Annotated in this window: 21 protein-coding genes; all 21 read right to left on the reverse strand. The window is 65.5% G+C overall.

The features are described 5' to 3' along the window. Nucleotides 1-74 precede the first annotated feature (74 nt). Nucleotides 75-1145: a transporter gene (locus tag C4900_RS14310; protein ID WP_114283311.1), complete on the reverse strand. Its 1071-nt coding sequence runs from the start codon at nt 1143-1145 to the stop codon at nt 75-77. A gap of 85 nt (nt 1146-1230) precedes the next feature. Next, nucleotides 1231-2193: an LbetaH domain-containing protein gene (locus tag C4900_RS14315; protein WP_147267199.1), complete on the reverse strand. Its 963-nt coding sequence runs from the start codon at nt 2191-2193 to the stop codon at nt 1231-1233. A 10-nt stretch (nt 2194-2203) separates the two neighbouring features. After that, nucleotides 2204-3550, reverse strand: coding sequence for a glycosyltransferase family 2 protein (locus tag C4900_RS14320; protein WP_114283313.1), 1347 nt, complete (start codon nt 3548-3550; stop codon nt 2204-2206). Next, entirely contained in the window at nt 3543-4352 is an 810-nt protein-coding gene (locus C4900_RS14325; RefSeq protein ID WP_114283314.1) for a hypothetical protein, read from the reverse strand. The genes C4900_RS14320 and C4900_RS14325 overlap by 8 nt, the downstream gene beginning before the upstream one ends. Further along, the gene (locus C4900_RS14330) at nt 4333-5130 is read right to left on the reverse strand and encodes a YaiO family outer membrane beta-barrel protein (protein ID WP_170132550.1); all 798 of its coding nucleotides are present in this window, start codon (nt 5128-5130) and stop codon (nt 4333-4335) included. Before C4900_RS14330 ends, C4900_RS14325 begins: the two co-directional genes overlap by 20 nt. Continuing rightward, nucleotides 5127-6296, reverse strand: a complete 1170-nt coding sequence (wecB, locus tag C4900_RS14335) for a non-hydrolyzing UDP-N-acetylglucosamine 2-epimerase (protein WP_170132551.1) — start codon at nt 6294-6296, stop codon at nt 5127-5129. The genes C4900_RS14330 and wecB overlap by 4 nt, the downstream gene beginning before the upstream one ends. A gap of 152 nt (nt 6297-6448) precedes the next feature. Next, a complete protein-coding gene (locus tag C4900_RS14340; RefSeq protein WP_065968936.1) occupies nt 6449-7234 on the reverse strand; it encodes a hypothetical protein in 786 nt (261 codons plus the stop codon). Between the two features lie 37 nt (nt 7235-7271). Continuing rightward, nucleotides 7272-7958 carry a C39 family peptidase gene (locus C4900_RS14345; protein ID WP_114283317.1) on the reverse strand — a complete coding sequence of 229 codons (687 nt, stop codon included), beginning with the start codon at nt 7956-7958 and terminating at the stop codon, nt 7272-7274. 58 nt (nt 7959-8016) lie between these two features. Then, complete coding sequence (locus tag C4900_RS14350) at nt 8017-10251, reverse strand: beta strand repeat-containing protein (RefSeq protein WP_141689179.1); 2235 nt, start codon at nt 10249-10251, stop codon at nt 8017-8019. Nucleotides 10252-10411: 160 nt separating this feature from the next. Then, nucleotides 10412-10918: a hypothetical protein gene (locus C4900_RS14355; protein WP_147267200.1), complete on the reverse strand. Its 507-nt coding sequence runs from the start codon at nt 10916-10918 to the stop codon at nt 10412-10414. A gap of 378 nt (nt 10919-11296) precedes the next feature. Then, nucleotides 11297-12073 (reverse strand): exodeoxyribonuclease III, encoded by a 777-nt coding sequence (locus C4900_RS14360; protein WP_114283319.1) that lies wholly within the window; start codon nt 12071-12073, stop codon nt 11297-11299. Nucleotides 12074-12128: 55 nt separating this feature from the next. Next, entirely contained in the window at nt 12129-12587 is a 459-nt protein-coding gene (locus C4900_RS14365; protein ID WP_083995620.1) for a glutaredoxin family protein, read from the reverse strand. Further along, nucleotides 12584-14626, reverse strand: a complete 2043-nt coding sequence (locus C4900_RS14370) for a M3 family metallopeptidase (protein WP_065968942.1) — start codon at nt 14624-14626, stop codon at nt 12584-12586. Before C4900_RS14370 ends, C4900_RS14365 begins: the two co-directional genes overlap by 4 nt. Before the next feature lie 90 nt (nt 14627-14716). Further along, nucleotides 14717-15535, reverse strand: a complete 819-nt coding sequence (gene aroE / locus C4900_RS14375; RefSeq protein ID WP_065968943.1) for a shikimate dehydrogenase — start codon at nt 15533-15535, stop codon at nt 14717-14719. Continuing rightward, entirely contained in the window at nt 15532-16524 is a 993-nt protein-coding gene (locus C4900_RS14380) for a sodium:calcium antiporter (RefSeq protein WP_065968944.1), read from the reverse strand. Before C4900_RS14380 ends, aroE begins: the two co-directional genes overlap by 4 nt. 9 nt (nt 16525-16533) lie before the next feature. Next, complete coding sequence (locus C4900_RS14385) at nt 16534-17163, reverse strand: glutathione S-transferase N-terminal domain-containing protein (protein ID WP_065968945.1); 630 nt, start codon at nt 17161-17163, stop codon at nt 16534-16536. Further along, complete coding sequence (ubiA, locus tag C4900_RS14390) at nt 17160-18062, reverse strand: 4-hydroxybenzoate octaprenyltransferase (RefSeq protein WP_218060347.1); 903 nt, start codon at nt 18060-18062, stop codon at nt 17160-17162. The genes C4900_RS14385 and ubiA overlap by 4 nt, the downstream gene beginning before the upstream one ends. 1089 nt (nt 18063-19151) lie before the next feature. Then, on the reverse strand, nt 19152-21215 hold the full coding sequence (recG, locus tag C4900_RS14395) for an ATP-dependent DNA helicase RecG (RefSeq protein WP_114283320.1): 2064 nt from the start codon (nt 21213-21215) through the stop codon (nt 19152-19154). Beyond that, on the reverse strand, nt 21193-21576 hold the full coding sequence (locus C4900_RS14400) for a Rid family detoxifying hydrolase (RefSeq protein ID WP_114283321.1): 384 nt from the start codon (nt 21574-21576) through the stop codon (nt 21193-21195). Before C4900_RS14400 ends, recG begins: the two co-directional genes overlap by 23 nt. 2 nt (nt 21577-21578) lie before the next feature. Continuing rightward, the gene (locus tag C4900_RS14405; RefSeq protein WP_218060480.1) at nt 21579-23765 is read right to left on the reverse strand and encodes a RelA/SpoT family protein; all 2187 of its coding nucleotides are present in this window, start codon (nt 23763-23765) and stop codon (nt 21579-21581) included. Continuing rightward, on the reverse strand, nt 23704-23985 hold the full coding sequence (rpoZ, locus tag C4900_RS14410) for a DNA-directed RNA polymerase subunit omega (RefSeq protein WP_065971326.1): 282 nt from the start codon (nt 23983-23985) through the stop codon (nt 23704-23706). The genes C4900_RS14405 and rpoZ overlap by 62 nt, the downstream gene beginning before the upstream one ends. Nucleotides 23986-24021: the final 36 nt, after the last annotated feature.

Here is a 24021-nt window from a genome sequence, read left to right on the forward strand (position 1 = left end):
CGCAACGCCGGCATCGAATAGCGTGGCCCGTGACCGCGAGGCCACCGTCTGGGTCCCCGGCGCGCCCCGGATCGTCAAAACGTCGTCGGCACCGTCACGCTGAGATCGATATTGGGGGCATCCTTGGTCAGTCCCACGGCCACGTTCGTGACAATCGTCACCCGGCGGCTGTCGGCATAGGACATGCCCAGATTCAACACCGCGGCGTTGCCACTGCTGCCGACCACCGCCTGCCAGGGGCCGCCCGCGGGCTTTATACGGGTCTCGGCGATGAGCGTCTCGGCCATGGACAGTGTGAGACTCACGCGCCGATTGAGCGCAAAGGCGGTACCGCCCCCGAAGCTCACGGAATTGCCGCCGGCAACCTGTCCTGGTTGGGGTGTCGTGGTACTCGAGATGTTGCCGAAGCTGCGCGGGATATTGTAGGTGTAGTTCACGCTTCCAAAGAGGATGGCCGGACTGACGGGCTTTATGAACGATAGCCCCGTCGATACCGACCATACCCCGTTGCCCGTCGGCAAGGACTGTGGGTAACTCAGATTGTTGTTTTGGGGTTGAGTCACCACCGGAATGCCGTAAGGCCCGCGTCCGGTCGGCGCCTTGGCGGTCAGGTTCCAGATGGTCGCGCCCCCTCCGCTGCTTCCCGATATTTGATAGTACAGGGCGGCGCTGGCATCCCCGATCTGGCCCTTGTTGGTCACGTCCTGCTGACTTGCCTGCAGGCTCGAGCTATTGGCGCCCACCGATACATACGTACTCTGCCGGGCCAGGTAGGGCACGGTCACCGACAGCTCGAGGTCATTCGTAGGGGCGTAGCTGGTCTGCAGCGACAAGGTCTCGATGTTGCTTTGCACCTTGCTCACATTGATCTGTCCGAGAAAGATCGCCCCCAGGGCCAGAAATCCATTCAGGGTCAGCGAGTTGCTGTCCGAGTAGGCGTAACTGACCCCAGGCTGAAGGATCCATTGTCCGGCCTTGAACAGGGCGTTTTGCTGGCGATAGACGGCCTGCACGCTCTCCTGGGCGCCGGGTTTGTGTTGGACATCGAGCGGACCGGGAGACGATGTCCCTGCCCAGGCCTGTGGGGTCCCAGCGCATACCACGGCAAGAGCCACGAAAATGGGACGATAGGATCGCGTGCGCACAGTGATACTCCTTAAGCTCGCGTGGTGGGGATCGGGGGCTACCCGCCCTACCGGATCCCAAAGCCATTTATAGTATTGTTATTCTTTACATTTCTGTAACGATTCCATTATGACGCGCATGCACGGCCCCGTGGATCACGGCGGGGGCGACGATCTCGATATCCTCGCCGACCACCGATCCCGGATCATCCGGGCGCCCGACCTCGCAGCCCTCGGCGATGCGCACATCGCCCTCGGCCACTATCGGACCCCATATCAGGCAGCCTGGCCCTATGACGATATCACCCTCGCACACGAGCGCCCCTTCAATGACGCTCTCGGCGCCCACGCACAGCTGCCCGTACGCCTTGATCGATCCACGCAGTCTTGTCCCCGCGGCCAGCGACACCGGCTCGCGGGCCACGTGATCCGTGCCGGTCGCCGATGCCAAATCCCCCGTCTTGGCGCCGCCCATCCGTGGTTCCGCGGACCCGATCAGAATGGTCGGGGCCGTCAGAGTCATGAACAGGCATGGCGCGTCGACTTTTATCGTTTTGTTGGCCGATGCCCGACCGAGTATCCGGCAACCTTTGTCGACTTTCAAGTGGGTATCCGCGTGGCACCAGCGAATGACCGTGGAATTTCCGCCTATATGCAAGGTGTCGGCCGCATACAGGGCGCGATAGCTGGCGTTTCCTCCCGTGAGCAAAGATCCCTCCGCCGCAATCTCTTTGTCACATGGGAGGGCTGTCGGCAAAACGGCGTCCGCCAAGGCATAGCTCATCTTCGTGGCGCACTCCGAAGGCACCCGGCGCATGGACGCCGGCAGGATCAAAAGCGGCTCGCCATCCAAGCGATATTCGAACACCGTGATCAAAGGCTGCGCGATCAACGCGGCACGCGCGCGCAGCTTTGCGATGAGATTGCGTGCGAAGTGATCCGGCGCATAAGCGCCCTCGGACAATGGAGAGGGCCCGAGGGCCTGGCGGCGACGTAGAAACAGGCCCGCGGTCGGGGCGAACGGGAGCATGAACAGGATGGTCGTCACGGCGATGAACAGGATCAGCATGGCCTTCTCCTCAAGGGCGGGGCGGCGGCGCCGGGTCGGGGGCGGCCGCCGTGTGATCACGGTAGCGGGGTGTCTTGTGCCAATGGATGCGACCAGGCCGCAACATATCGCCGATGGCCGCCAGGAACCCGGCGGTGGCCGCGTAGGTGGAGACGAAGAACCCGATCAGGATGAGCGGTACGCCCTTTACCTTGTCGCGCTCCCCGTCCAGACGCAATGCCGCGGCAATCTCGTAGAACGCCGCGGCATTGCCAAAAGTCCCGTAACTCACCACCGCCAGCATGAGCAAAAGGCCGCCGCCATTGTCGCCGCATAACCATAGGAGATAGAGCACGAGCCACCCGACGAGGAGTACGGGCGCCATGGCGTAAATGCCGAGCAAGAGCGCGCCGTCGATGCGTTCCCGGCGCGCCACATGCGGCGAACGCAAAAGCGGCAGCAGATGGCGAAACAGGACCTGATTGTGCCCCCGCGACCAGCGCCGCAACTGGCGGTAGCGTGCAGGCCACGACTCCACGACCTCTTCGTAACATTCCGAGCGATTCTGGTAGGCGATCTTCCAGCCGGCGATGGCGAGCCGATAGGTGATGTCGGTGTCCTCGGCCAGGGCATGGGGGTCCCAGCCGCCGATAGCGCGCAAGGCGCTCACCCGGACACCGCCGACGGTACCGCCAAACTGCGGGATCAGACGCAGGTTGGCGCGCGCCTGCTGATCGACCTGATAGCCGCCCGCACGCTCCAGCTCCAGGAGATGCGTCAGCAGATTCGTGCCGCTGTTGTAGGGAACGACGCGACCCATGACAGCGCCGACCTCGGGGTCGAAGAACGGCGCCACGAGTTGTTTGACGAGTCCCGGACCGGGAAGGTAGTCGGCATCGAAGATGAGCGCGATATCGCCCGCAAGGTGCGCGGTGGTATCAACGAGCGCGGCGGCCTTGCCGGGCGGCGCGTCGGGAGGCCTGTGCAGGACCTGAACACGATCGGGGTAGCGAGCGGCAAACTCATCCAGAATGGCAGGCGTCGCGTCGGTGGAGCGGTCGTCGACGCACAGAATCTTCAGGCAGTCCCTAGGATAGTCGACGACGATCATGCGTTCCAGAATGTGCGCTATGACCGGCTGCTCGTTATGGGCGGGTATGATGACGGTCACAAGCGGCCATGACGCCTGGGTGATATCGAGATAGGGATGGCGCTGGCGACCAAAGAGCCGGTTCATGGTAAAGAACAGGTGGCGCGCGGTGTAGAAGACCACCAGGGATACAATGACGTAGGCGATGGGCTGAAGGACGTCTATCAATCCGGCATGCGCGGGCAAGGCGTGACTGGCGAACGGTACCGCAACGAGTCCCTTATTCATGGCGCAGCCTCCAGCTCATGCCCCAGGCGTAGAGCGCGACGAGCCCCATGACATCGACCAGCAGGCCCGCTAACAGAAACAGGCTGGGTAAGGCGATAAGACCAAGGTCGCTTATCACAAACGCCTGGAGACAGAATTGGCAGGGCAGAAAGATGGCAAGCCATGTTAACGCAAGCAGCGTGAGGATGACCTTTTTGCCCAGACTGAAGTCAAGCGGGTAATAGATCGCCGTGAGCATGAGCGGGGTCATAAACATGAGCGCAAGGCCCATGAGCAGCATCGACTGGATGTAGCCCGGGATGACATACGGAAAAGGCGCAAGCAGCGGGGTAAACCCGGCGGCCCCGACAACAAACACCGCCGCCAGGGTGAAGAGTGCGAGCGACAGCGGGAGATGGCGGCGGCGCAGGAGCGCGGCCAGAAACAGCGTAACACCCACCAGCACCGCACTTGTCACCCAGGCCGCGCGCGAAGGACCGGTTGCCCCAAGGTCAGGGACTGGCACCGCGAGACTCGTCCCCCACGGCAGGGTATAGGGCATACGAATGACTATCACCGCCGGCACCATCCGGGCACACCAGAACCGCTCGATGGCCGCCCACAGCGGGAGGATGATCGGACGGATCGCCAAGGCCACGGCAAGCGCGAAGATCGGGCCCAGAAGCAGGGATAGTGCCTGGCGGCTGCGCTCATGGGGCATGATGCGTAGGCCCCTGTGGGTGAGGATGACACCGCCCCGCCAGCCGGCGGCGCGCGCATCATGGCGCCGGTTGGGTCCCTCGTCAAAAATGATAGAAGACACCGATGGATCCTCCGGTTTGCCGGTAATAGGGGCTTGCGAATCGCTCCACGAAGAGGTCCGTACCCCAATCGGTGCCGAGCCATTGCCGCCAGGTGAGGGATGCGGTTTCGCTGCGAAAATCGACGAGCGCGACATGGGCACCGATCGGGAGGTAGGCCTCAGTTCCCCACCCATAACGCAAGGTCAACTCAGTCTGACCACTGTGGTCATAACCGAAGGCCGCGAAACTCCTTTGGGCCTCCACCGAACCGGGATTGCTTGTGGCCCAATCATGCCCGGCCATCGCCACCCAGTAGCCCGGAAGATAGGCGGTAAGATTCGTCCAGGCACTGCGGTCATCATGACCATCACGAAAACGCATGCCGGTATAGCCGCCTGTGACCACCAGACGTTTGTCGGGTAACGCCTTATAGGAAAGGCTGGCATCGACCCGCCCTTGCGGCACGACGTCGGAATTGGTGCTCCCGGCAAGGCTCAGATAGCCGTACCAGCGCGGGGCGAAGGTCTGCGTGACGCCCACAACGCCATAGCTCTCCTCATAACCGAACATGCGCCCGTGATCGACCTCCCAATCCCCGACGGTGCCTGAGCCCTCGCCCCATACGCCCTTGGCGTAGAGACCCTCGAAACGCCCGTAGCCCTGGGTCAAGCGATAATACGAGCCACCCATACCCACCCATCCATGGGCGCGGGCGACACCGGGAAGCCAGACGGCGAGCAGCACGGCCAGGGCTCGCCAATCGCCCTTTCGCCAATCGCCCTTTCGCCAATCGCTCATGACGCCACCGCGGCGCGCGCCTGGCCGTTCGTAGTGGTAGGTCGCGGGGCGTGCCGGCCGGTGGCCCACGCCCTCGTAAGGACCGCGGCGATACGCGCCCCGGCCGTTCCGTCCCCAAACGGCGAGCGCGCCGGACGCATGGCCTCCCATTTGGCAGGCGAGCGATAGAGGCGCGCGACCTCCGCCTCCAGGCGTCTGGCGTCGGCGCCCACCAGGCGGCCGGCCCCACACGAGAGGACCTCCGGACGCTCGGTCTGCCGGCGGGTGATCAGGACCGGGACGCGCGCGGTCACCGCCTCCTCCTGCAGTCCGCCGGAGTCGGTGACGAGCAGCCACGCGCCGCGCAACGCCCGCAGCATGTCGGGATAGGCCAAAGGATCCACAAGCCGCACGCGCGCGCGGGCATCCGGAGCAAGCCCGTCCCACGCCGCCCTCACGGCCGCCGCCGCCTCGGGATTGGCATGCAGCGGCCAGAGGACGGAGACGTCCGCGAAGCGCTCAACGATGCGGCGCATGCCCCGGCCGATCTCTGCGATGCCTGCGCCCCAGTTCTCGCGGCGATGGGCGGTGACTACGATGAGGCGCGGCGCGTAGGACTCCTCGGGGGCGCGCGGCCCGAGGCGACGATAGCCAAAGAGCGCGGCATCGACGACGGTATTGCCGGTCATGGTGATGGCCTTGAGCGCTACGCCCTCGCGACGCAAACACGCGACCGCAAGCGGGGTCGGCGCGAAATGCCAGGTGGCGATGCGCGTAATGAGTCGCCGGTTCAGTTCTTCAGGGAACGGCTCATCGCAGCCACCGGAGCGCAGGCCCGCCTCGACGTGCGCCACGGGCACGCGCTGATAGAACCCAAGAAGTGCACCCGCGAGTGCCGTTGTCGTGTCGCCCTGGACCACGACGACATCGGGCCGCACGCGCGCCATCACAGGGTCGAGCGTATCCAGGAGCCGCGCGTTCAATTCGGCCAGTCGCGTTCCGCGCGGTCCCAGGCGTACGACGGCAAAGGGCTGCATCTCGAGAAACCGGTAGAGCGCCGATACCGCCCCTTCGTGTTGCCCGCTATGGACAAGGAAGGTCTGGCAGCCTTCGGCCTCGAGGGCGTGAACGACACTCGCGCTCTTGATGATGTCCGGGCGCGTACCGGTCAACACCAAGACGCGCATCGCCCCACTCTCACGCGCGCGCCCTGCCGGCCCGCTACGGCCCCTGCGCGCCCCTTCCGCCCCCGCTGATCGACGAGACATACCTTATTCCAAGATTCCTGTGGCCATGGCCGGCCTCCTCTACGGGGGGCTCGGCCTCCTACTGGTGTCCGTCAGAGCCCCTTCATGGTCCCGAGGATCGCGCCGACCTGCGCTGCGGAAAAGCCGCCCGTGCGCGCAAAACCGACACTCAAGCTCATTTGATTCAGGATATTGTTGGCGCTCGACAGGACCTGCGCGCTCTGTCCGAGCCCCTGCGCCCCGAGCGTCTGCTGGATGATGCCCTGTCCCGGCACATTGATGGCCACGGTCACCGAGTTCGGATTGAACACGACGCTACCCCGGCCGCCTGCGCCCGTCACGGCCAAATCCTGGGCGCCGGAAGACCCTGGGGGTGGCGATCCATCCGGTGCGCCGGCGGCCACATTGATCACGGCGGCGTTCTTTATGACATTGCCGTCGCCGGTGGTCTGGATACCCTGCCCGATGCCGGCGACACCCGAGATCGGATTGCCGGTTATCGTTCCGGTACCCGCAGAACCGGCGGCGCCATCGCCATTGGTCTCGGTCGAGAAACTGCCCACCGACAGATGCGGATGGCCATGGCCATCGACGCCAAGATCGACGTTGGTACCCACGGAAAGGCCCGCGCCATTGGCCTGCGTCCAGCGACTCACGATCTGCAGGCCGAAGTACACGACCCCCGCAGGGGCCACATAGCGCCCGCGCAAACCTGACAGGGCGTGCGCCGATAACGGCGCGTGCCCGGCTATCAGGCCGACATCGCGTCCGCGCAGTGTTTCAGCGTGTGCCGCCACCGTCGTTGCGCACAACGCCCCGGCGGCCATCAGCCGCGCCACACCCTGAAGAACCCGAATCCCCTGTCCGCTCGCGCCCATACCACTCCTTCGTACCCTGATCATCCCGGTATCCCGGTTAGAAATTCGTCGCGGGAATGACGCCGAACTCCCGCAGGTTACGTGTCTCGTTACGCTCCACGGCCGCCATGAGGCCATGTACGCGCACCGGCCTAAGCCCCCGGCGCAGCGGCGTGTGCTTGTCGTAATGCGGCCCCATGACGATGAACACCACATCATCCCAATCCTTGACGAAGCGCCGTAGGGACATACTGCGGTTACCAAGCGCCGGGTCGGCGAGATAGGCGCGGCCATTGGCCACCCCCTTCAACACCACGAAATGCTCATAGCCCTGGATATCAAGTAGCACCACCACCGGGACCCTGAGCTTCACGAGCAACGCCGGCGGCACCTTGTACCCGGCCCCATGCAACCCCAGACGCGTCAGGTAACGCGCCATATCCAACATCGAAAAACCCTTTTGCTGTACTACCTTGCGGTTGCTGACCTTGAGCATCCCGACGATCACCTGATCCTCGGTGAGATGCCGGCCGTAGGCGTAATCGGCCAAGGTCGCTATCGCCGCCGCCCCACAGCTGTAGTCGGTGCGTTGCCGCACTACCGACCGAAACTTGAGGCCTTGCATGCTGGTGACGTGCGTGATGAGCGGCACGCCCCCGAATCCGTTGACAACCACCGTCCCGGCCCGCGCCAATACCGGCAGGATCGCAAGCCCGAGTATCCAGAATCGAAGACGGTACGACATAATTCCACCCTTTTAAAAAACAGGCGGGGGCTTTCACCCCCGCCCTTGCTGCGGACCCTTAGTCTGCGTCCGCTATGGTCAAGGTGTTGCGCTGCATGTTGGCGGCACCGGCCGCGACATTCAGCCCGACATTGCCTGCGGCATCCTGCATCACATGATTGCCCACGCTCGCGGTGTTCATCGTCGGGATGCTCACCGAGTTGTCACCGTCATTGTCGCCGCCCGTGGAGAAGCTCACCGGCGTGTCCGTGGCGATCGCACCCATCGACACCTGCGAGACCTTACTCATCGCCGAGGCGTTACTGCCGGCCTGGTTGAAGGCGTAGGCCAGATCGTTGCTCTGCATGTTTTGCAGGCCCGCCGCCACGTTGGCGCCGATGTTGCCGGCCGCATTCTGAAGGACGTGATTGCTCACGCTCGCGGCGTTGTTCGCGCCCTTGTCCACAGCGATCGAGTAGGGCCCGGAGCTCTGCACGCCGCTGATCACGGCCGTGGCAGGACCTCCCGTGTTGTCGCCATCCATATCGCCGTTACCGACACCCCAGCCGTAGGCCAGCGCGGTATTGTTGGCCTGCACGTTCTGCAGGCCCGAGGCCACGTTCACGCCGATGTTACCCGTGGCGTTCTGCAGGACATTATTCGACAGCGAGGCGGTCATGGCACCCATCTTGTCGAACGCGACAGACGGCAGATAGAAGGCCATGTTGCTCGCCTGGTTGTCGGCGATGGCGGCAGTGGCGGTCGTGGTGCTCGCCACCGGGCCTGCGGCATAGGCTATCGAGAGGTTGTTCGCCTGCTCGTTCCACGCGCCGGCGGCAACGTTGGCCCCCACATTCCCGGAGGCATCCTGCAGGACCTTATCGTTCAGGTAGGCGTTGTTATTGCCCCACTTCGTGAACGACAGGCGCGCGCTGTTCCCGTAGAAGCCCTCGGTCCCCTGGTCGTTGTCGATGGCCGCGGTGGCAAGCTTGCCGGCGTTGTTGTCCGTTGCGGCAAGTCCATTGGCCTGCATGTTGTCGGCGCCAGAGGCGACGTTCACATTCACATTGCCGGTAGCGTTTTGCAGCACGTGATTGGTGATGGAGGCATCGTCATCGCCAAAGAGGCTGAGCGAGCCGCCAAACGGCCCGGCATTCTGGTTATTAGCGATGCTGGAGTTGGCCACGCCACCCGAGCTGGTCGCCATATTCATGGCCACCGCCACGTTGTTGGCCTGCATGTTCTGCGTGCCGGCCGCGGCGTTCACACCGATGTTGCCGGAGGCGTTCTGCAGGACGTGGTTTGAGAGTGTCGCGTCGTTGTCGGAGCCGATATTGAGGCTGCCGGCAATGATGCCGCCGTTTTGGCTATTGCCGACCTGCGCGATGCTCGAGCCCGTGGTGGCCGTCGGCGAATACGGGTAGACGGACTGGGCGGTTGCGACCGACAGGCCGTTTGCCTGCATGTTCTGCTCGCCTGCCGCCACGTTGACGCCGATGTTGCCGGAGGCGTTCTGCAGGACGTGGTTTGAGAGAGTCGCGTCGTTGTCGGCGCCCATGGTGAGCGCGCCCACGAGACCCGCGACCTGCATGCTGCCGGCCCCGGCATAGGCGTCCAGGCCGCCCCGGTTGAAGGACACCGCAAGGTTGTTGCCCTGCATGTTGGCGTCGCCGGCGGCGATGTTGGCGCCGATGTTGCCGGTGGCGTTCTGCAGGACGTGGTTTGAGAGGCTTGCCGTGTCGTTATTGCCGCCCGCCATGGCCAAGGCGAACGGGCCGGATATCTGGGCGCTTTCGATCGTGGCCGCGGCCTGGCCGCTCGGGAGCACGCCCAGGGCGTGGCTTAGGGCGGTGTTGTTGGCCTGCATGTTGTCGGCACCGGCGGCGACGTTCAGGCCGATATTACCGGTGGCGTCCTGCAGGACGTGGTTCGAGGCCGAGGCGCTGTTGGTGACATCCTTCGACAGGCTGAACGAGAAGATGTTGCCCCACTGCGTATTCTCGACCAGGGATGACGTGCTGGTCTTCTTGGTGAGCGCGCCGTTGGCAAGCGCGACGTCGGTATTGTTGACCTGCATGTTGCCGTTGCCGCCGGCGATGTTCACGCCGATGTTGCCGGTGGCATTCTGCAAGACGTGCCGGTTGATCGTGGCGCTATTGGTCGATCCCTTGGTGAAATCGAAGGACCCGGCGGCCTTCTGACTGCTGTTGGCAGTCGCCTGGGCCTGCCCGGTCGTCTTAGCCACGACCACAGGGGCGATGAGGGCCATGCCCACGGCCGCCACTATGGTGCGAAGTTTCCACTGAGTTGCCATACACCTCTCCTTTACGAGTTAACGGAAAAACGACTTTGTATCGGGGTGACCCCGCACCCCTATGGGCTCATGCCCGCGGATACGTTGAGCGTGACACTGTTACTCAGGCTGTTACCCGAACCGGCAGCCTGGCTCACCTGGGCGATCCCGGTGACGCCCTTCAAGGCGTTATCAGCGACTGTGACCGTCTGCCGACCCCCGTGGAGGCCGGCAGACGGGTGTGATTGATCTGGTGGATGGGCGGCGCGATATGCGTGAGCTGCGCAAGGCTCAGGCGATGGAGCGAGCGCGCGATGATCACGCGATTGGCCTCGAGGTTATTGCTGCCGGCCGCCTGGTTCACGTTCAGTATCCCCGCAAAGCGCGCGAACGCCGCGCCGCCTATGCGCGCGGAGTCCGTACCCACACCGGCGACCGAGCCGCTCACGCGCTGATGAATCCTCGCGACCGCGCCACCGTCGTGGGCGATGGCGATGGCATCGCTGTTGGCCTGGATATTGCCGTCGCCTGCCGCCTCATTGACCGTGGCGACACCCTGGCCGCCGGCGAGCACGGAGCCCGTCAGCGAGGCGGCATTAACGACCGCCGGCGGATCCGCTGCCATGACCTTGGCCGCCGCCAATAGCGGGACTGCGGAAACTACGACGACAAGGACAGCGCGCTTCATGTTGGCATGACCCATTTCGAGAACGACCCGCCGGCGGCGTCTTGAGGCTCGCTGCCTGGCGTACGCCAACACCATTAACAAGAACCGTGCCAGCGGCCTGGTCCGTTCTTTAACAGGCTGATCCCTATGGGTTTTGCGGGATAGGCAGGGGAGCGTCCGGGGGCTTTCGGGAAGCGGGCGCGGCGCTAGTGTAAGCCTGGCATCCGGAAAATCCCGGGCTGGTCATAAGGGATCTCAGGCGCATGTGTCGTTTGTGGAACACTCGACCCAAGGGCGCGGCCGCATAAATGCTGGCGTATGGCCTTGAGACAAGGCCTTTAATGTGAGCGCGATATGTATGGATAACGATACATAGGGATGGGATTGCCCGTTGCGAGGCTACGCGGGCGGCCAGGCCAGCTCGACCACGACCGGGGCATGATCCGAGGGTCGCGGATGGGCGCGCGCCTTGCGATCCACGAACCCCCGTACGAAGGTCGCGGCCAGCGGCGAACCCAGAAGGATGTGATCGATGCGCAGGCCTTGATCGCGCCGGAACGCCGCCGCGCGGTAATCCCACCAGCTGAAACCGCGGCCCTCGCCGGCCAGGCTCCCGAGTGCGTCCGTAAGCCCCGTATCGATCAGGGCCTGGAAGGCGGCCCGCTCGGGCGCGCTCACAAGCACCGACCCCTCCCAGGCGGCCGGGTCGTAGACATCGCGATCCTCGGGGGCGATGTTGAAATCGCCCGCCAGGACCAAGGCCGGGTTTTGCGCAAGCCACACGCGACTTTGCTCCTTGAGGGCGGCGAGCCAACTGAGCTTGTAGGGGTAGCGGGGCGAATCGACGGCGGTGCCGTTGGGGACATAGAGGCTCGCCACGCGCAGGCCCTGGAAGGTGGCCGCTAAGGCGCGGCATTGCTCGTCTGCGAAACCCGCCAGACCGCAAGTGACATCGGCGAGCGGCCCGCGCGCGGCAATGGCGACACCGTTATAAGTACGCTGGCCATGGAAGACCACCTGATAGCCGCGCGCCACGAACGTCTGGATCGGGAAATCCGTATCCGGCACCTTGGTCTCCTGCAGACACAGGATATCCGGCGCGACGTCGTCCAGCCACGACTCGACTTGCGCCAGACGCACGCGCAGGGAATTGACGTTCCAGGTGGCGATCTTCATGCCGCAAGGCCCGCGAGCGCGGCGCGTGCCGTACGCCTACGACACGCGCCCACCGCTAATCCTTGGGGGCCTTGAGATAACCGGCGGCCGTGAGTTCGTTTTTCAGGGCCGAAGGGATATAGCCGACCAGCACCTGTTTGCCGACCATGATCGTGGGTACGGTCGTCGACCCGGTCTTTTGCTTCATGTCCCGCAGGACCGCCTGTCCGCGCGACACGTCCACCGCCCGAAACGGCACCCCGCGACGGTGGAGATAGGCGCTCACCTGACGGCATGGCGCGCAATGCGGCGCCCTATACAAAACCACGGGGTGCATGGCGCTCACCGCCTTGCGCACCGCCGCAGGCGAGGTGTGGTTCCGCATATGCATCACCCGCACGTGCGCGGCGGAGGACGGAGGCGGGGTATTTTGGTAGGTGACGACCCCATTCGGGCCTACCCAGCGATACAAGGTGGCGGCGTGCGCCGCCCCCATGAGCATTAGCGTGCCCCAAGCGACCATCCAACGCCTCATGCGCCCTCCTCCGTCTCGTAAAGTCCGCTCTGTTTGAGCAGCGCGTCTATGCACGGCGCGCGGCCCCGGAAGCGCGCGAACAGCTCGCGCGGATCGGCCTCGCCTCCCCGCTCCAGGATGTTGTGCAGGAACGCCAGGCCGGTCGCGCGATCGAACACACCGTGTTCCTCGAAGGGGCCGAAGGCGTCGGCCGACAAGACCTCCGCCCACTTGTAACTATAGTAGCCCGCCGCATAACCGCCCGCAAAGATATGGGTGAAGCTGTTCTCGAAGCGGTTGAAGGCCGGCGGCTTCAGGACCGCCACCTCGTCGCGCACGGCCTCGAGCAGGGCATGGACGGATCCTGTGGTCGGATCGAAACCGGCATGCAGGCGAATATCGAACAGCGCGAACTCCACCTGACGCAGCATCTGTAGGGCGGCCTGGAAGGTGCGCGCCGAGCGCAGCCGCGCAAAGAGATCGCCGGGGACCGGCGCGCCGGTTCGGTAGTGGCCGCCGATGAGGTCGATGACATCGCGCTCCCAGCAGAAGTTTTCCATGAACTGACTGGGGAGCTCAACTGCATCCCAGGGCACGCCGTTGATCCCCGACACCGCCGGCTCGTCGACCTGAGTGAGCATGTGATGCAGGCCGTGGCCGAACTCGTGGAACAGGGTCTCGACCTCGTCGTGACGCAACAAAGAGGGATGGTCTGCGGCCGGTGCCGCGAAATTGCATGTGAGATAGGCGACCGGCAGGCTGGGTATGGGGTGACGCTGACGCACGCAGCACTCGTCCATCCATGCCCCCCCGCGCTTACGCTCGCGCGCATAGAGATCCAGGTAGAACTGCGCGCGCGAGGCGCCATCGGGATCCGTGATTTCGTAGAAGAGCACGTCCGGGTGCCAGACCTCGATGTCCCGGCGCGCGCGGATGCGGACGTCATAGAGACGCTCGGTGAGGGTGAAAAGCCCCTCGAGCACCCGTGGCAGCGGGAAGTAAGGACGCAGATCCTCCTCCGAGAACTGGTAACGCCGCTCCTTCAGCCGCTCGCTATAATAGGCGGTATCCCAGGCCTCCAGCGAGATTCCGTCGGCCTGGGCCATGACCTTCAGGTCCGCGAGTTCCTTCAAGGCCGCCGGCCGTGCCCGTCTGGCGAGATCAGTGAGAAAGGTCTCGACCTCGGCGGCATCCCGCGCCATCTTGGTCGCCAACGAATAATCGGCGTAATGGGGGTAGCCGAGGAGCGCCGCCGCCTCTTGGCGCAACACCAGGATCTCATCGGTCAGGGTAGTGTTGTCGTAACGCCCGCCCCCGGCCTGCGAGGCCCTCGTGACATAGGCCTCGTAGAGCTGCCGACGCAGCGCGCGGTCCTGGGCGTAGGTCATGACCGGCACATAGCTTGGGGCCTGCAACGTAAGCAGGAAGCCGTCGCGCCCCCGCCTCTGCGCCTCGGCGCGCGCCTGCGCGAGCACCGAGGCCGGAATGCCTTGCAGTCGCGCCTCATCCTCAATGATCAGACTGAAGGTGTCGGTGGCGTCCAGGACGTTCTGCTCGAAGCGGCTCGTGAGTTCGGAGAGTCGCTCTTGGATGGCCTTGAAACGCGCCTTGGGGGCGGCCGGCAGGGCCACGCCCGACAGGCGCATGTCGCGTAGGGCGTTCGTCACGACCTTGCGGCGGGCCTCGCTCAGGCCCGCGAAGTCCGGCCCATCGGCGACTGCCTGATAGGCGCGGTAGACGCGCTCGTCCTGGGCATAGCCGGTCTGGTAGCTCGTCAGGCGGCCCAGACCGGCATTGTAGGCCTCGCGCAATGCCGCGCTGTCAGCTACGGCATTCAAATGCGCCACCGGTGACCAGAAGCGCTTGAGGCGCGTCTCCGCCGCCTCGAGCGGGCCTACCGCATCATCCCAGCCGGGCCCCGGGGCGCGTGACAAGCGCGCCTCGACCGTCGCGCGCGTCTCGTCTAGCATGACGTCGAGGGCCGGCGCGACCTGACTCGGCTCTATGTGGGCGAATCTCGGGAGGCCGTCGAGATCCAGCAGGGGATTGTCGTTCGCCATCAGTGGTCCCTGAATGATATCGGGGCTACTCTATCACGACCCGCCACACCCTCGAATCCTTCCGCCTCCCCCGAGAACACCCAGGGCCGGCTAGCGCGCGTCGACCTCGGTGCGCAGCCGCTCCAATACGGATGGCGTGGGCGGGCGCACCCCGTGCCATAGAAGGAAGGACTCGGCCGCCTGCTCGACGAGCATACCCAGGCCGTCCGCCACCTCCCGCGCCCCGTGGGCACGCGCATGGGACAGGAACGCCCGGGCCTTGGGGCCATACATCAGGTCATAGACGATGGCGTCCTCGAAAACGGCATCGAGAGGTGCAGGCAAACCCCCGGAAAGGCCGGCGGCGGTGGCATTGATCACCAGATCATAACGCGACCCCGCAGCGCCTCCGGCGGCCGCCAAGCGCACGCGCGCGTCCGCGCAGGCCCAGACCAACCCCTGGGCGCGCGCGGGTGTGCGGTTGGATATGGCGAGGATCGCGATCCCGGCATCGAGCAGGGGGCCTACGATACCCTGGGCGGCGCCGCCTGCGCCTATGAGCAGCACCCGGCGATCCGGCAACGACCAGCCGTGGTTCACGGTCAGATCGCGCACGAGGCCTATGCCGTCGGTATTGTCCCCGACCCACGCCCCGTTGTCCCATGACAGGGTATTGACGGCCCGCGCCCGGGCGGCCCGCGCCGTGACGCGCGCGGCCAGGGTGAAGGCCTCGCCCTTCACGGGGACGGTGATATTCGCCCCGCGTCCGCCTTCAGCGGCGAACGCCGCCAGCGCCTGCGCCAGGCCGCCGGGATGGGCCTCGCGGCGCTCGTAATGCACGAGGCGGCCGGTCAGGGCGCCGAAGGCCTCGTGAATACGCGGTGACAAGCTATGGTCTATGGGGTGGCCGAACACGGCATAGAGGCTCATGCCGCGAGAAGATAGCCGAGAAAGGCGGTATAGAGAAGGCCGCCCGCCGCTAGGTGATAAGGGCGGATCGCGGTCGCGCCGCGCAGGCGCAGGCGCAGCAAGCCCACCCCGGCCATCGTGATCAGCATGGTGACGAGCAAAAGCGTGCTCGGGCGCCACGGCGTGAGCGTAAGCCCGAGGGCCGGCAACAGGCTGCCCTGAAACACGAGCGCGCCGGTGATGTTGCCAAATGCCAGGGTGTCCTGGCGACGCCTGACCCACAAAACGCTATTGATCTTCTCGGGAAGCTCGGTCGCGATCGGCACGATGACGAGTGCCAGCACGAGCACCGGGACATCGAGCAGCCGGCCCAGTCCCTCGATACCCACCACGAAGCCCTGGGCGCCGGCGAGGATGCCGGCCAGACCCAACAGTAACTGGATATAGCGCAGGCCCGGCAGACGCTTCAGTGCCCGCCGCGCCAGGTGCAGGCGGGTGCGGGCAGCGGTCTCATGGCCGGCGGCCACGAGCGCGCCGGAGGCACGCAGCGTCACCGTCACATAGCCGACATAACCGGCCACCAGGATCGCGGCCAATGCCTGCCGCCACAGGCCCCGGGGGAGAAAAAGCCCCCCCAGGGCCAGCATGAAGAGCGTGAGGAACCAATCGAGATCGCGCTTAAGCCCCGCGCGTTCCGGGGTGAGGGCGGCCGTCGGCCCGCGGCTTTGCCAAGCGGCAGCGCCCATGACACCCATCGTCAGGGTCGAGAGCATGAGGGGCGCGCCGAGCACCGCTCCCACCGCCAAGCGCTCGCCGGCCCCGGGATGCAGGGAGCCGAGCAGGGGTACGGCGGTCTCCGGCAGGGCCGTGCCCACGGCCGCGAGCAGCGATCCGGTCACGCCCTCTGACACCCCGAACGCCGCACCCACATGCTCGATCGCGTTCGTGAAAAGCTCGGCGCCGACAAGAATGACCGGCAAGGCCGCAAGCAGGAGGGCCGGTGCGATCATGGGCCGCCGTCAGTGTGGCGCGTCGAGGGCCTTCTCCATCCCGGGAGGCACGGTCTCGGCGAACGAGCCACGCGTACTGATGCCCGCGAGCCAACGCGCAAGCCGCGGGTGCTTGCTGCGCCAGTCGTGCGGATAACGAAAATCGATATATTCGAGGGCCAGCGCCAATCCGAGATCGGCGATACTAAAGCGCTCCGCCACGAGATAGGCATCGCCCCGATCGGCCTTGTCCGCCCAGGCGAGCGCGCGCGCGATCTTGTCCTCTTGGCGAACGATGAAGTCCCGCGATTTCTCGGCGGCCGGACGCCTGTCTTCCAGGAGACGGGCGACCGTGGCATCGACCACGCCGATGCCGAGCGTGTTCCACAACAAGGCCTGCAGGCGCTCGGACGGCCCAGCCGGGATCAATCGCTCGGGCGTGAGGGTATCGATATACTCGATGAGCAACGCCGAGTCGAACAAGACCCGACCATCGTCGGTCTCCAGGACCGGGACCTTGCCGAGCGGATTCAACGCTACGATGCGGTTGCCGGCATCATGCGGGCTCTCCTGGATCCACTCGAAACGGATGTTCTTTTCGCGCAGGGCGATGCGTACCTTGCGCACATAAGGCGACGTGGCATGACCATAGAGCTTCACAATGACCTCCCGAGATAAGCGGCGACCAGGCCCACAAAGACACTGCCGCCGAACCAGTTGTTGTTGAGAAAGGCCCGAAAGCAATCCACGGGCCGGCGGTCGCGCAACAGGCGCTGCTCATAGAGCGCAAACCCCAGGGCGAGCCCCAGCCCGGCATCGTACACAGGGCCGAGATGCGCCATCACTCCGACCTGATACAAAAGCCCCAATGCGATGGCGTGGCTCAAGGCTACCATGGCCCGGTCCCAGCGCCCGAACAATATGGCGCTCGATTTGACGCCGATCTTCAGATCATCGTCGCGGTCGGCCATGGCGTACGCGGTATCGTAGGCGACCGTCCACGCCACATTGGCGGCCAGCAACACCCAGGCCACCGGCGGGATATGACCGGTCTCGGCGGCAAACGCCATGGGGATACCCCAACCGAAGGCGAGCCCCAGGTAGACCTGCGGGAGAGACGTAAAGCGCTTGAAGAACGGATAGCTCGCAGCAAGCACCACGGCCCCGAACGCGAGCTCGATGGTGAAGGTGTTGAGCCACACCGCGAGCATGGCGGCGAGCAGACAGAGACCCGCGAACAAGACGAGTGCGGCGCGCGGGCCGACCTCCCCGGAGGCGATCGGGCGCTCGCGGGTACGCCACACGTGGGGGTCGAAATCGCGGTCCGCATAGTCGTTGATGACGCAGCCCGCGGAACGCATGATGAACACGCCCGCCACGAATACCACGACCAAGACCGGGCGCGGATGGCCCCGGCCGGCGAGCCACAGCGCCCAGAGCGTCGGCCACAGCAAGAGCAGGCTGCCGATCGGGCGGTGCAGCCGCATGAGGCGCATATAGGCGCCTAGCCGCGCCCAACCGCTGGCCTGAACCGCCCCCTCGCCCCTTGCCGCCATCATCCTCCCATGCCCGCGCCATGACTGGGTCCCGAAAACGCGGGCATTGTAGCGCACTCTGTCGGCCAAGGCCCCGGGGGGGTCGCAAGCCCCGCCCTCTTTAAGCCGGCCCCCTTATATAAAGAAAGGCTACCCTACGAGACGCGAAGACGCGTCGGCGCCTCCACGCCCCCGATGTGGGTCCACGCTATCTGTGCGACAGGAAGGCGTGCCCGGTTCGGGCACGCGCCGTCTGTCCTCTTGGCGGGACGCCACGAAACGCCCACATCGAGGCACAACGCGCTCACGTCAGGCGGGCTCGACACCCGAGCGCCCGCACTCCTCCCCGACCGGGCCATTTCGCCATTTCGAAAGGCATTAGCGAAGATGGCGCACATTCGACCCCTACCAAAACGCGCCGTAGTGCCCCGCCTGCAACGGCGTAGCGGTTCAGGGGGTGGTGACCGGCCGTGCGGCCGGCAATGCCGGCCATAGGCCATGTGGCCTACAATGGGCGGCCGGCCATGAGCGGCGCTATCGCCAGCATGGCGATCATTCCGGCCGTTCCTGCTGTTCGATGTAGGGCTTGAGTACGGACAGGGGCGCGCCGCCCACCGGGAGGGGGCGATAACGGCGGCCCCAGAATACCGGCTTGTTCCCGTCATACGTTTTCGGGTACCGAGACCTTGTCGGTCAAGGCCATGGCCCGCGGCGGAGGGTCCCCGCAAGAAGGGCCTGAACGGCGAGATTCAGGCCGCCTCCCCGGCGGCACTCCTCCGAATGGTCAGGACCAAAGCGGAAGAGGCTGGGTCCTGGTACGGGGAGGCGCCGACGCGGGGGCTGAAACCCACCCAACGCTGCCATGCCTGCGGGCAACTGCCGGACGAGAAAAAACGCTTTCGGACCGGCACCATCAGTGCCCGCACTGCGGAATCACTAGTGGCCGCGACGGGAATGCCGCCTGGGTGTTATGGCGTTGGATGGAAGCGAGGCTGTCCGGGCGGGAACCGTCCGAGGCGTGGAGCGGTGGCAGTTTCGCCGCCACGGCCGGCCGTGCGGCCCGCCATGAACACGACACTCACGCCATAGCCGTTTAGGCTTGGTGGGAGTCGTTCATACCGAACCCAAGTCGTGACGCTCGCGCAGCCAGCGCCGGCGCAGGCCCAAGAGGGCGGCGGGAGCGCCCTGCGCCAATGCCGCCGCGGCCTTCGCGACCGCCGGCAGCAGGGCCTCGTCGCGGATGAGGTCAGCCACGCGAAAGCCCGGGAGGCCGGTCTGGCGGACGCCGAAGACCTCGCCTGCGCCACGCAGCTCCAGGTCCCGCCGGGCAATGACAAAGCCGTCGTCGGTCTCGCGCAGGCAGGCGATGCGCGCGCGCGCCATGTCGCCCAACGGCGGCTTGTAGAGCAGCACGCAGTGGCCGGGCAGGCCGCCGCGCCCGATACGGCCGCGCAGTTGATGGAGCTGGGCAAGCCCCAGGCGCTCGGCATTCTCGATGACGAGCAGGCTTGCGGTCGGGACGTCGACACCCACCTCGATCACGGTGGTGGCCACCAGCACCTGCATCGGGCCGCGTGCGAAGTCCTCCATGGCCCGGTCCTTGTCGACGGCCTTCATGCGTCCGTGGATGAGGCCCACGTTGATCCCGGGAAGTACCCGGGCGAGCTCGGCATGCAGGGCCGCGGCCGCCTTCAGGTCCTGCTCGCCCTCTTCGATAAGGGGGCATACCCAATAGGCCTTGGCACCGCCAAGGCACGCGGCGCGCACGCGTGCCACCACGTCGTCGCGACGGGTCTCGGCGAGCGCCACGGTGGTGACCGGGGCCCGCCCCGGCGGCCGCTCGTCGAGCACCGACAGATCGAGATCCGCGTAGATACTTTGCGCGAGCGTGCGCGGGATGGGGGTGGCGCTCATGGCGAGCAGATGCGCACGCCGCGCGCCCGCGCGCCCCTTGGCGGTCAGGGCCTGGCGTTCGTGGACACCGAAACGGTGCTGTTCATCGATGATCACAAGGCCCAGCCGCTCGAAATCCACGCCCTCCTGAAACATCGCCTGGGTGCCGATGACAAGCCGCGTCTCGCAATCGCGCGCCCGGGCGCGGCGGGTCTCGGCCCCGGCGCGAAGCCGCATGAGGCCGAACGGTTCGATGCCCAAGGGCCGCAACCAGGCACCGAAGGTCTCCATGTGCTGACGGGCGAGGAGCTCCGTCGGGGCCATGATCGCGACCTGGAAACCGGCCTCGATGACGATCAGCGCGGCGCCCGCCGCCACCAGCGTCTTGCCGGAACCGACGTCGCCTTGCAGGATGCGACGCATGGGCCGACCACTCTCGAGATCACGGCGGATCTCACCCATCACGGTCGTCTGGGCGTTGGTCGGGGTAAACGGCAGGGCCTCCAGGAACCGGGCCAGAAGTTGTCCGGGCACGCGGCACTTGGGACCCGTGGCGCGCCCCTTCGTATGACGCAGGGTCAGGAGATGGGCGTGATGGGTCACGAGCTCCTCGAACGCCAGCATGGTGCGCGCCGGGCCAAGGTCGCACCCGGCGGGTGGGCCATGCAAAAGCCGCAGGGCCTCGCCGAGCGTGGGCCCGGGCGGACACTGGGCCTTGGGGAGGTATTCCGTCAAGGCCGGCAGCGCGCACGCGAGCGCCGCGCGCACCGCGCGCCGCAGGGCCTTTGTGCCCAGGCCTTCGGTGGACGGATAGACCGGTGTCAGGACCGGCTCCTGCAAGGTCCCCTCGGTACCACAGCGGTATTCCGGGTGCACCATCTCCGGGCCCTGGGGGCCCAGGCGCAACTCACCATAGACGCTCACGCGCGTTCCGACGCCGAGCCTGCGGCGCTGCAGCGGGGAGAAATGAAAGAAGCGCATCGCCATGCGCCCGCTGTCGTCGGCGAGCTCGCAAACGAGCGTGGGGCGCGCGCGCCCGACCACGGCCTGGGCGACGATCTCGCCCTCGATCAGCGCCGACTGCCCGATCGCCACCCTCCGTATGGGCAACACCCGGGTACGGTCCTCGTAGCGCAGGGGGAGATGGAACAGAAGGTCGCCCACCGTGCGGATCTCGAGGCGCGCGAGGCGCTCGGCCATCGCCGGCCCTATGCCCGCGAGCGCCGTGACCGGCCGCTCGCACGGGCCCGGGGCGATCGCGCTAGCCGAGGTCGAGGATGGCATCCATCTCGACTAGGGCGCCGCGCGGCAGCGAGGCAACCCCGATCGCCGAGCGCGCCGGATAAGGGGGCTTGAAGCGCTCGCTCATGACCTCGTTTACCAGCGGGAAATGCGCGAGATCCGTGAGAAACACCGAGAGCTTGACGATATGGCGCAGTTCGCCGCCGGCCGCCCCGATCACCGCCGCCAGATTCTCGAATACCTGCACGATCTGGGCGCGGGGATCATCCGACACGATCGTCATGGTCGCCGGGTCGAGCGGTATCTGCCCCGAGAGAAACACGAGCGACCCCGATCTCAGGGCCTGCGAATAGGTGCCGATCGCGCGCGGCGCGGCGGGGGTCTCGATGACACGAAAGGTCATGTTTATCCTCGTTTGCGGTTGATCCGGACCACCGCCTCCTGGGAGCGGATCCGGCGGATGATGCGTGCCAGGTGCACGCGGTTGTGGACCTCGATCACGAAGTCCATGGCGGTATCCTGGCCATCGCGCTCGTCGATCGATACCGTATCGATGTTGGCGTCCATCTCGGACATGGCGGCGGCGACCGTCGCCAGCACCCCTCGGCGGTTCTTGACCTCCACGCGGATGGCCACCGGCCAAAAGCCGTCTATGCCGTTCTCCCACTGGATGTCGATCCACTTCTCCGGATGCTTGCGATACTCAGCGACATTGGGACAGTCCTCGGTGTGTACGGTGATGCCGCGACCGGCGGTGAGGAAACCGAGCACCGGGTCGCCGGGGATCGGCCGGCAGCACTTGGCGTAATTCACCACCGCGCCCTCGGTCCCGCGGATCGCGATCGTGCCGGGGGCGCGCGACGGCACCAGCGACGGTGCCGGCACGTCAGGCAGCAGCTGGCGCGCCACCACCGCCGCGATGCGCGTCCCAAGACCGATATCGGCGAGCACATCCGGCCAGGCCTTCATGTGCAAGGTTGACAACAACGCGTTCTTGGCCTCCTCGCTTACCTCGCCCGTGTAACCGAGCGATTGCAGGGCCTTCGCCAAAAACCGCTCGCCCAGGCTGATGGCCTCGTCGCGGCGCAGATTCTTCAAGTAATTGCGGATGTGCGCGCGGGCCTTGCCGGTCACGACCGAATTCAGCCATGAGGGGTGCGGGGCGCTGTAGGCCGAGGTGATGACCTCGACATGGTCGCCGTTGCGCAGCACCGTGCGCATCGGCACCAGCTGGTGGTTGATGCGCGCCCCGGCACAGCGCTTGCCGATATCGGTATGGACCTCATAGGCAAAGTCGATGACCGTGGCGCCGCGCGGCAACTTCTTGATATCGCCGTTGGGGGTGAAGACATACACCTCGTCGGGAAACAGGTCGATCTTCAGGTGCTCCAGAAACTCCTGGGGATTACCGGCCTGCTGCTGGGTCTCCATCAGGCCCTGCAACCATTGCAGGGCGCGCTTTTGCATACCGACATCGCCGGTCTTGTAGAGCCAGTGCGCAGCGACCCCGTTCTCGGCGACCCTATGCATATCCTCGGTGCGGATCTGGACCTCGATCAAGACCGCGAACGGCCCGAATACCACGGTGTGGAGCGATTGATAGCCGTTGGTCTTGGGGATCGCGATATAGTCCTTGAAGCGGCCGGGAATGGGTTTATAGAGATTATGGATCACGCCCAGGGCGCGATAGCAGGTGTCGGCCTTGTCGACGACGATGCGAAACGCCAACAGGTCGTAGACCTGCTCGAAGGACAGGCCCTTTTGGCGCATCTTGCTATAGATGCCGTAGAGATTCTTCTCACGTCCCGATACCTCGCCCGGCAGGCCCTCGCGCCGCAATTGCTCGACGATCGCCACGCGCACCTTGTCGACCAGGGCCTTGCGATTGCCATGGCGCTTGCGCACCGCCTCCTGGAGGATCCGGTAACGCAGGGGGTAGAGGATGGCGAACGCCAGATCCTCGAGTTCCACCGACCAATTGTGGAGACCCAGGCGGTTGGCGATCGGCGCGTAGATGTCGAGCGTCTCGCGGGCGATGGCCTTCTGCCGGACCGGCGACAGCACCCGGATGGTGCGCATGTTGTGGAGGCGATCGGCGAGCTTTATGAGCACGACGCGGATGTCGCGGGCCATGGCCAGCAACATCTTGCGGAAATTCTCGGCCTGTTCCTCCTCCTTGTTTTCGAACTCTATCTGGCCGATCTTGCTCACGCCATCGACGAGATCGGCGGCCTCCTGGCCAAACTGGATGATGATCTCGTCCTTGCGCCGACCCGTATCCTCGATGACGTCATGAAGGATGGCGGCGGTAAGGCACGTGGCATCGAGACGCAAGCCGGCAAGCAGCCGGGCGACCTCCAGGGGATGATAGATGTAGGGTTCGCCGCTACGGCGTTTCTGGCCTTCGTGGGCCTCCGCGCCGAACAGATAGGCGCGATAGACCATGGCCACCTCCTCGCGCCCGAGGTAGCCATCGAGCAAGGCGAGCAGGTCGCTTATGTGAAACGAGACGGCGCCCGGAGCCGCGCCCTCAGGGGGCCGAATTTGCGGCGGCGTTGCCGCCTGTTCCGAGGGATAAAACGGCATCATCATCGGACTCCAGGCCCGCCTCCGGATTATCATCCAAAATGGCGCTGGTCACATAACCTTCGGCGATCTCGCGCAGGGCCAGAACCGTCGGCTTGTCGTTCTCACGTGGTACGCACGGCTCGGCGCCCAATGCCAGCTGGCGGGCCCGACGGGCCGCCACCAATACCAGCTGAAAGCGGTTCTCGACGTGCTCCAGACAATCCTCAACGGTGATGCGAGCCATAACACACTCCTCATAATCCAAGATAGGAAGTCTAGC

This window comes from Acidiferrobacter thiooxydans (assembly GCF_003333315.1).
In the GTDB taxonomy this organism is placed as follows: domain Bacteria; phylum Pseudomonadota; class Gammaproteobacteria; order Acidiferrobacterales; family Acidiferrobacteraceae; genus Acidiferrobacter; species Acidiferrobacter thiooxydans.

What these genes read in the sequence shown, in the direction of transcription:
- C4900_RS14380 (WP_065968944.1), bottom strand. Translation starts at nt 16,524, where the DNA reads ATGATCGCACCGGCCCTCCTGCTTGCGGCCTTGCCGGTCATTCTTGTC.
- rpoZ (WP_065971326.1), bottom strand. Translation starts at nt 23,985, where the DNA reads ATGGCTCGCATCACCGTTGAGGATTGTCTGGAGCACGTCGAGAACCGC.
- ubiA (WP_218060347.1), bottom strand. Translation starts at nt 18,062, where the DNA reads ATGATGGCGGCAAGGGGCGAGGGGGCGGTTCAGGCCAGCGGTTGGGCG.
- C4900_RS14350 (WP_141689179.1), bottom strand. Translation starts at nt 10,251, where the DNA reads ATGGCAACTCAGTGGAAACTTCGCACCATAGTGGCGGCCGTGGGCATG.
- C4900_RS14405 (WP_218060480.1), bottom strand. Translation starts at nt 23,765, where the DNA reads ATGATGATGCCGTTTTATCCCTCGGAACAGGCGGCAACGCCGCCGCAA.
- aroE (WP_065968943.1), bottom strand. Translation starts at nt 15,535, where the DNA reads ATGAGCCTCTATGCCGTGTTCGGCCACCCCATAGACCATAGCTTGTCA.
- C4900_RS14320 (WP_114283313.1), bottom strand. Translation starts at nt 3,550, where the DNA reads ATGAATAAGGGACTCGTTGCGGTACCGTTCGCCAGTCACGCCTTGCCC.
- C4900_RS14360 (WP_114283319.1), bottom strand. Translation starts at nt 12,073, where the DNA reads ATGAAGATCGCCACCTGGAACGTCAATTCCCTGCGCGTGCGTCTGGCG.
- C4900_RS14365 (WP_083995620.1), bottom strand. Translation starts at nt 12,587, where the DNA reads ATGAGGCGTTGGATGGTCGCTTGGGGCACGCTAATGCTCATGGGGGCG.
- C4900_RS14330 (WP_170132550.1), bottom strand. Translation starts at nt 5,130, where the DNA reads ATGAGCGATTGGCGAAAGGGCGATTGGCGAAAGGGCGATTGGCGAGCC.
- C4900_RS14370 (WP_065968942.1), bottom strand. Translation starts at nt 14,626, where the DNA reads ATGGCGAACGACAATCCCCTGCTGGATCTCGACGGCCTCCCGAGATTC.
- C4900_RS14355 (WP_147267200.1), bottom strand. Translation starts at nt 10,918, where the DNA reads ATGAAGCGCGCTGTCCTTGTCGTCGTAGTTTCCGCAGTCCCGCTATTG.
- wecB (WP_170132551.1), bottom strand. Translation starts at nt 6,296, where the DNA reads ATGCGCGTCTTGGTGTTGACCGGTACGCGCCCGGACATCATCAAGAGC.
- C4900_RS14345 (WP_114283317.1), bottom strand. Translation starts at nt 7,958, where the DNA reads ATGTCGTACCGTCTTCGATTCTGGATACTCGGGCTTGCGATCCTGCCG.
- recG (WP_114283320.1), bottom strand. Translation starts at nt 21,215, where the DNA reads ATGCCATCCTCGACCTCGGCTAGCGCGATCGCCCCGGGCCCGTGCGAG.
- C4900_RS14400 (WP_114283321.1), bottom strand. Translation starts at nt 21,576, where the DNA reads ATGACCTTTCGTGTCATCGAGACCCCCGCCGCGCCGCGCGCGATCGGC.
- C4900_RS14315 (WP_147267199.1), bottom strand. Translation starts at nt 2,193, where the DNA reads ATGCTGATCCTGTTCATCGCCGTGACGACCATCCTGTTCATGCTCCCG.
- C4900_RS14340 (WP_065968936.1), bottom strand. Translation starts at nt 7,234, where the DNA reads ATGGGCGCGAGCGGACAGGGGATTCGGGTTCTTCAGGGTGTGGCGCGG.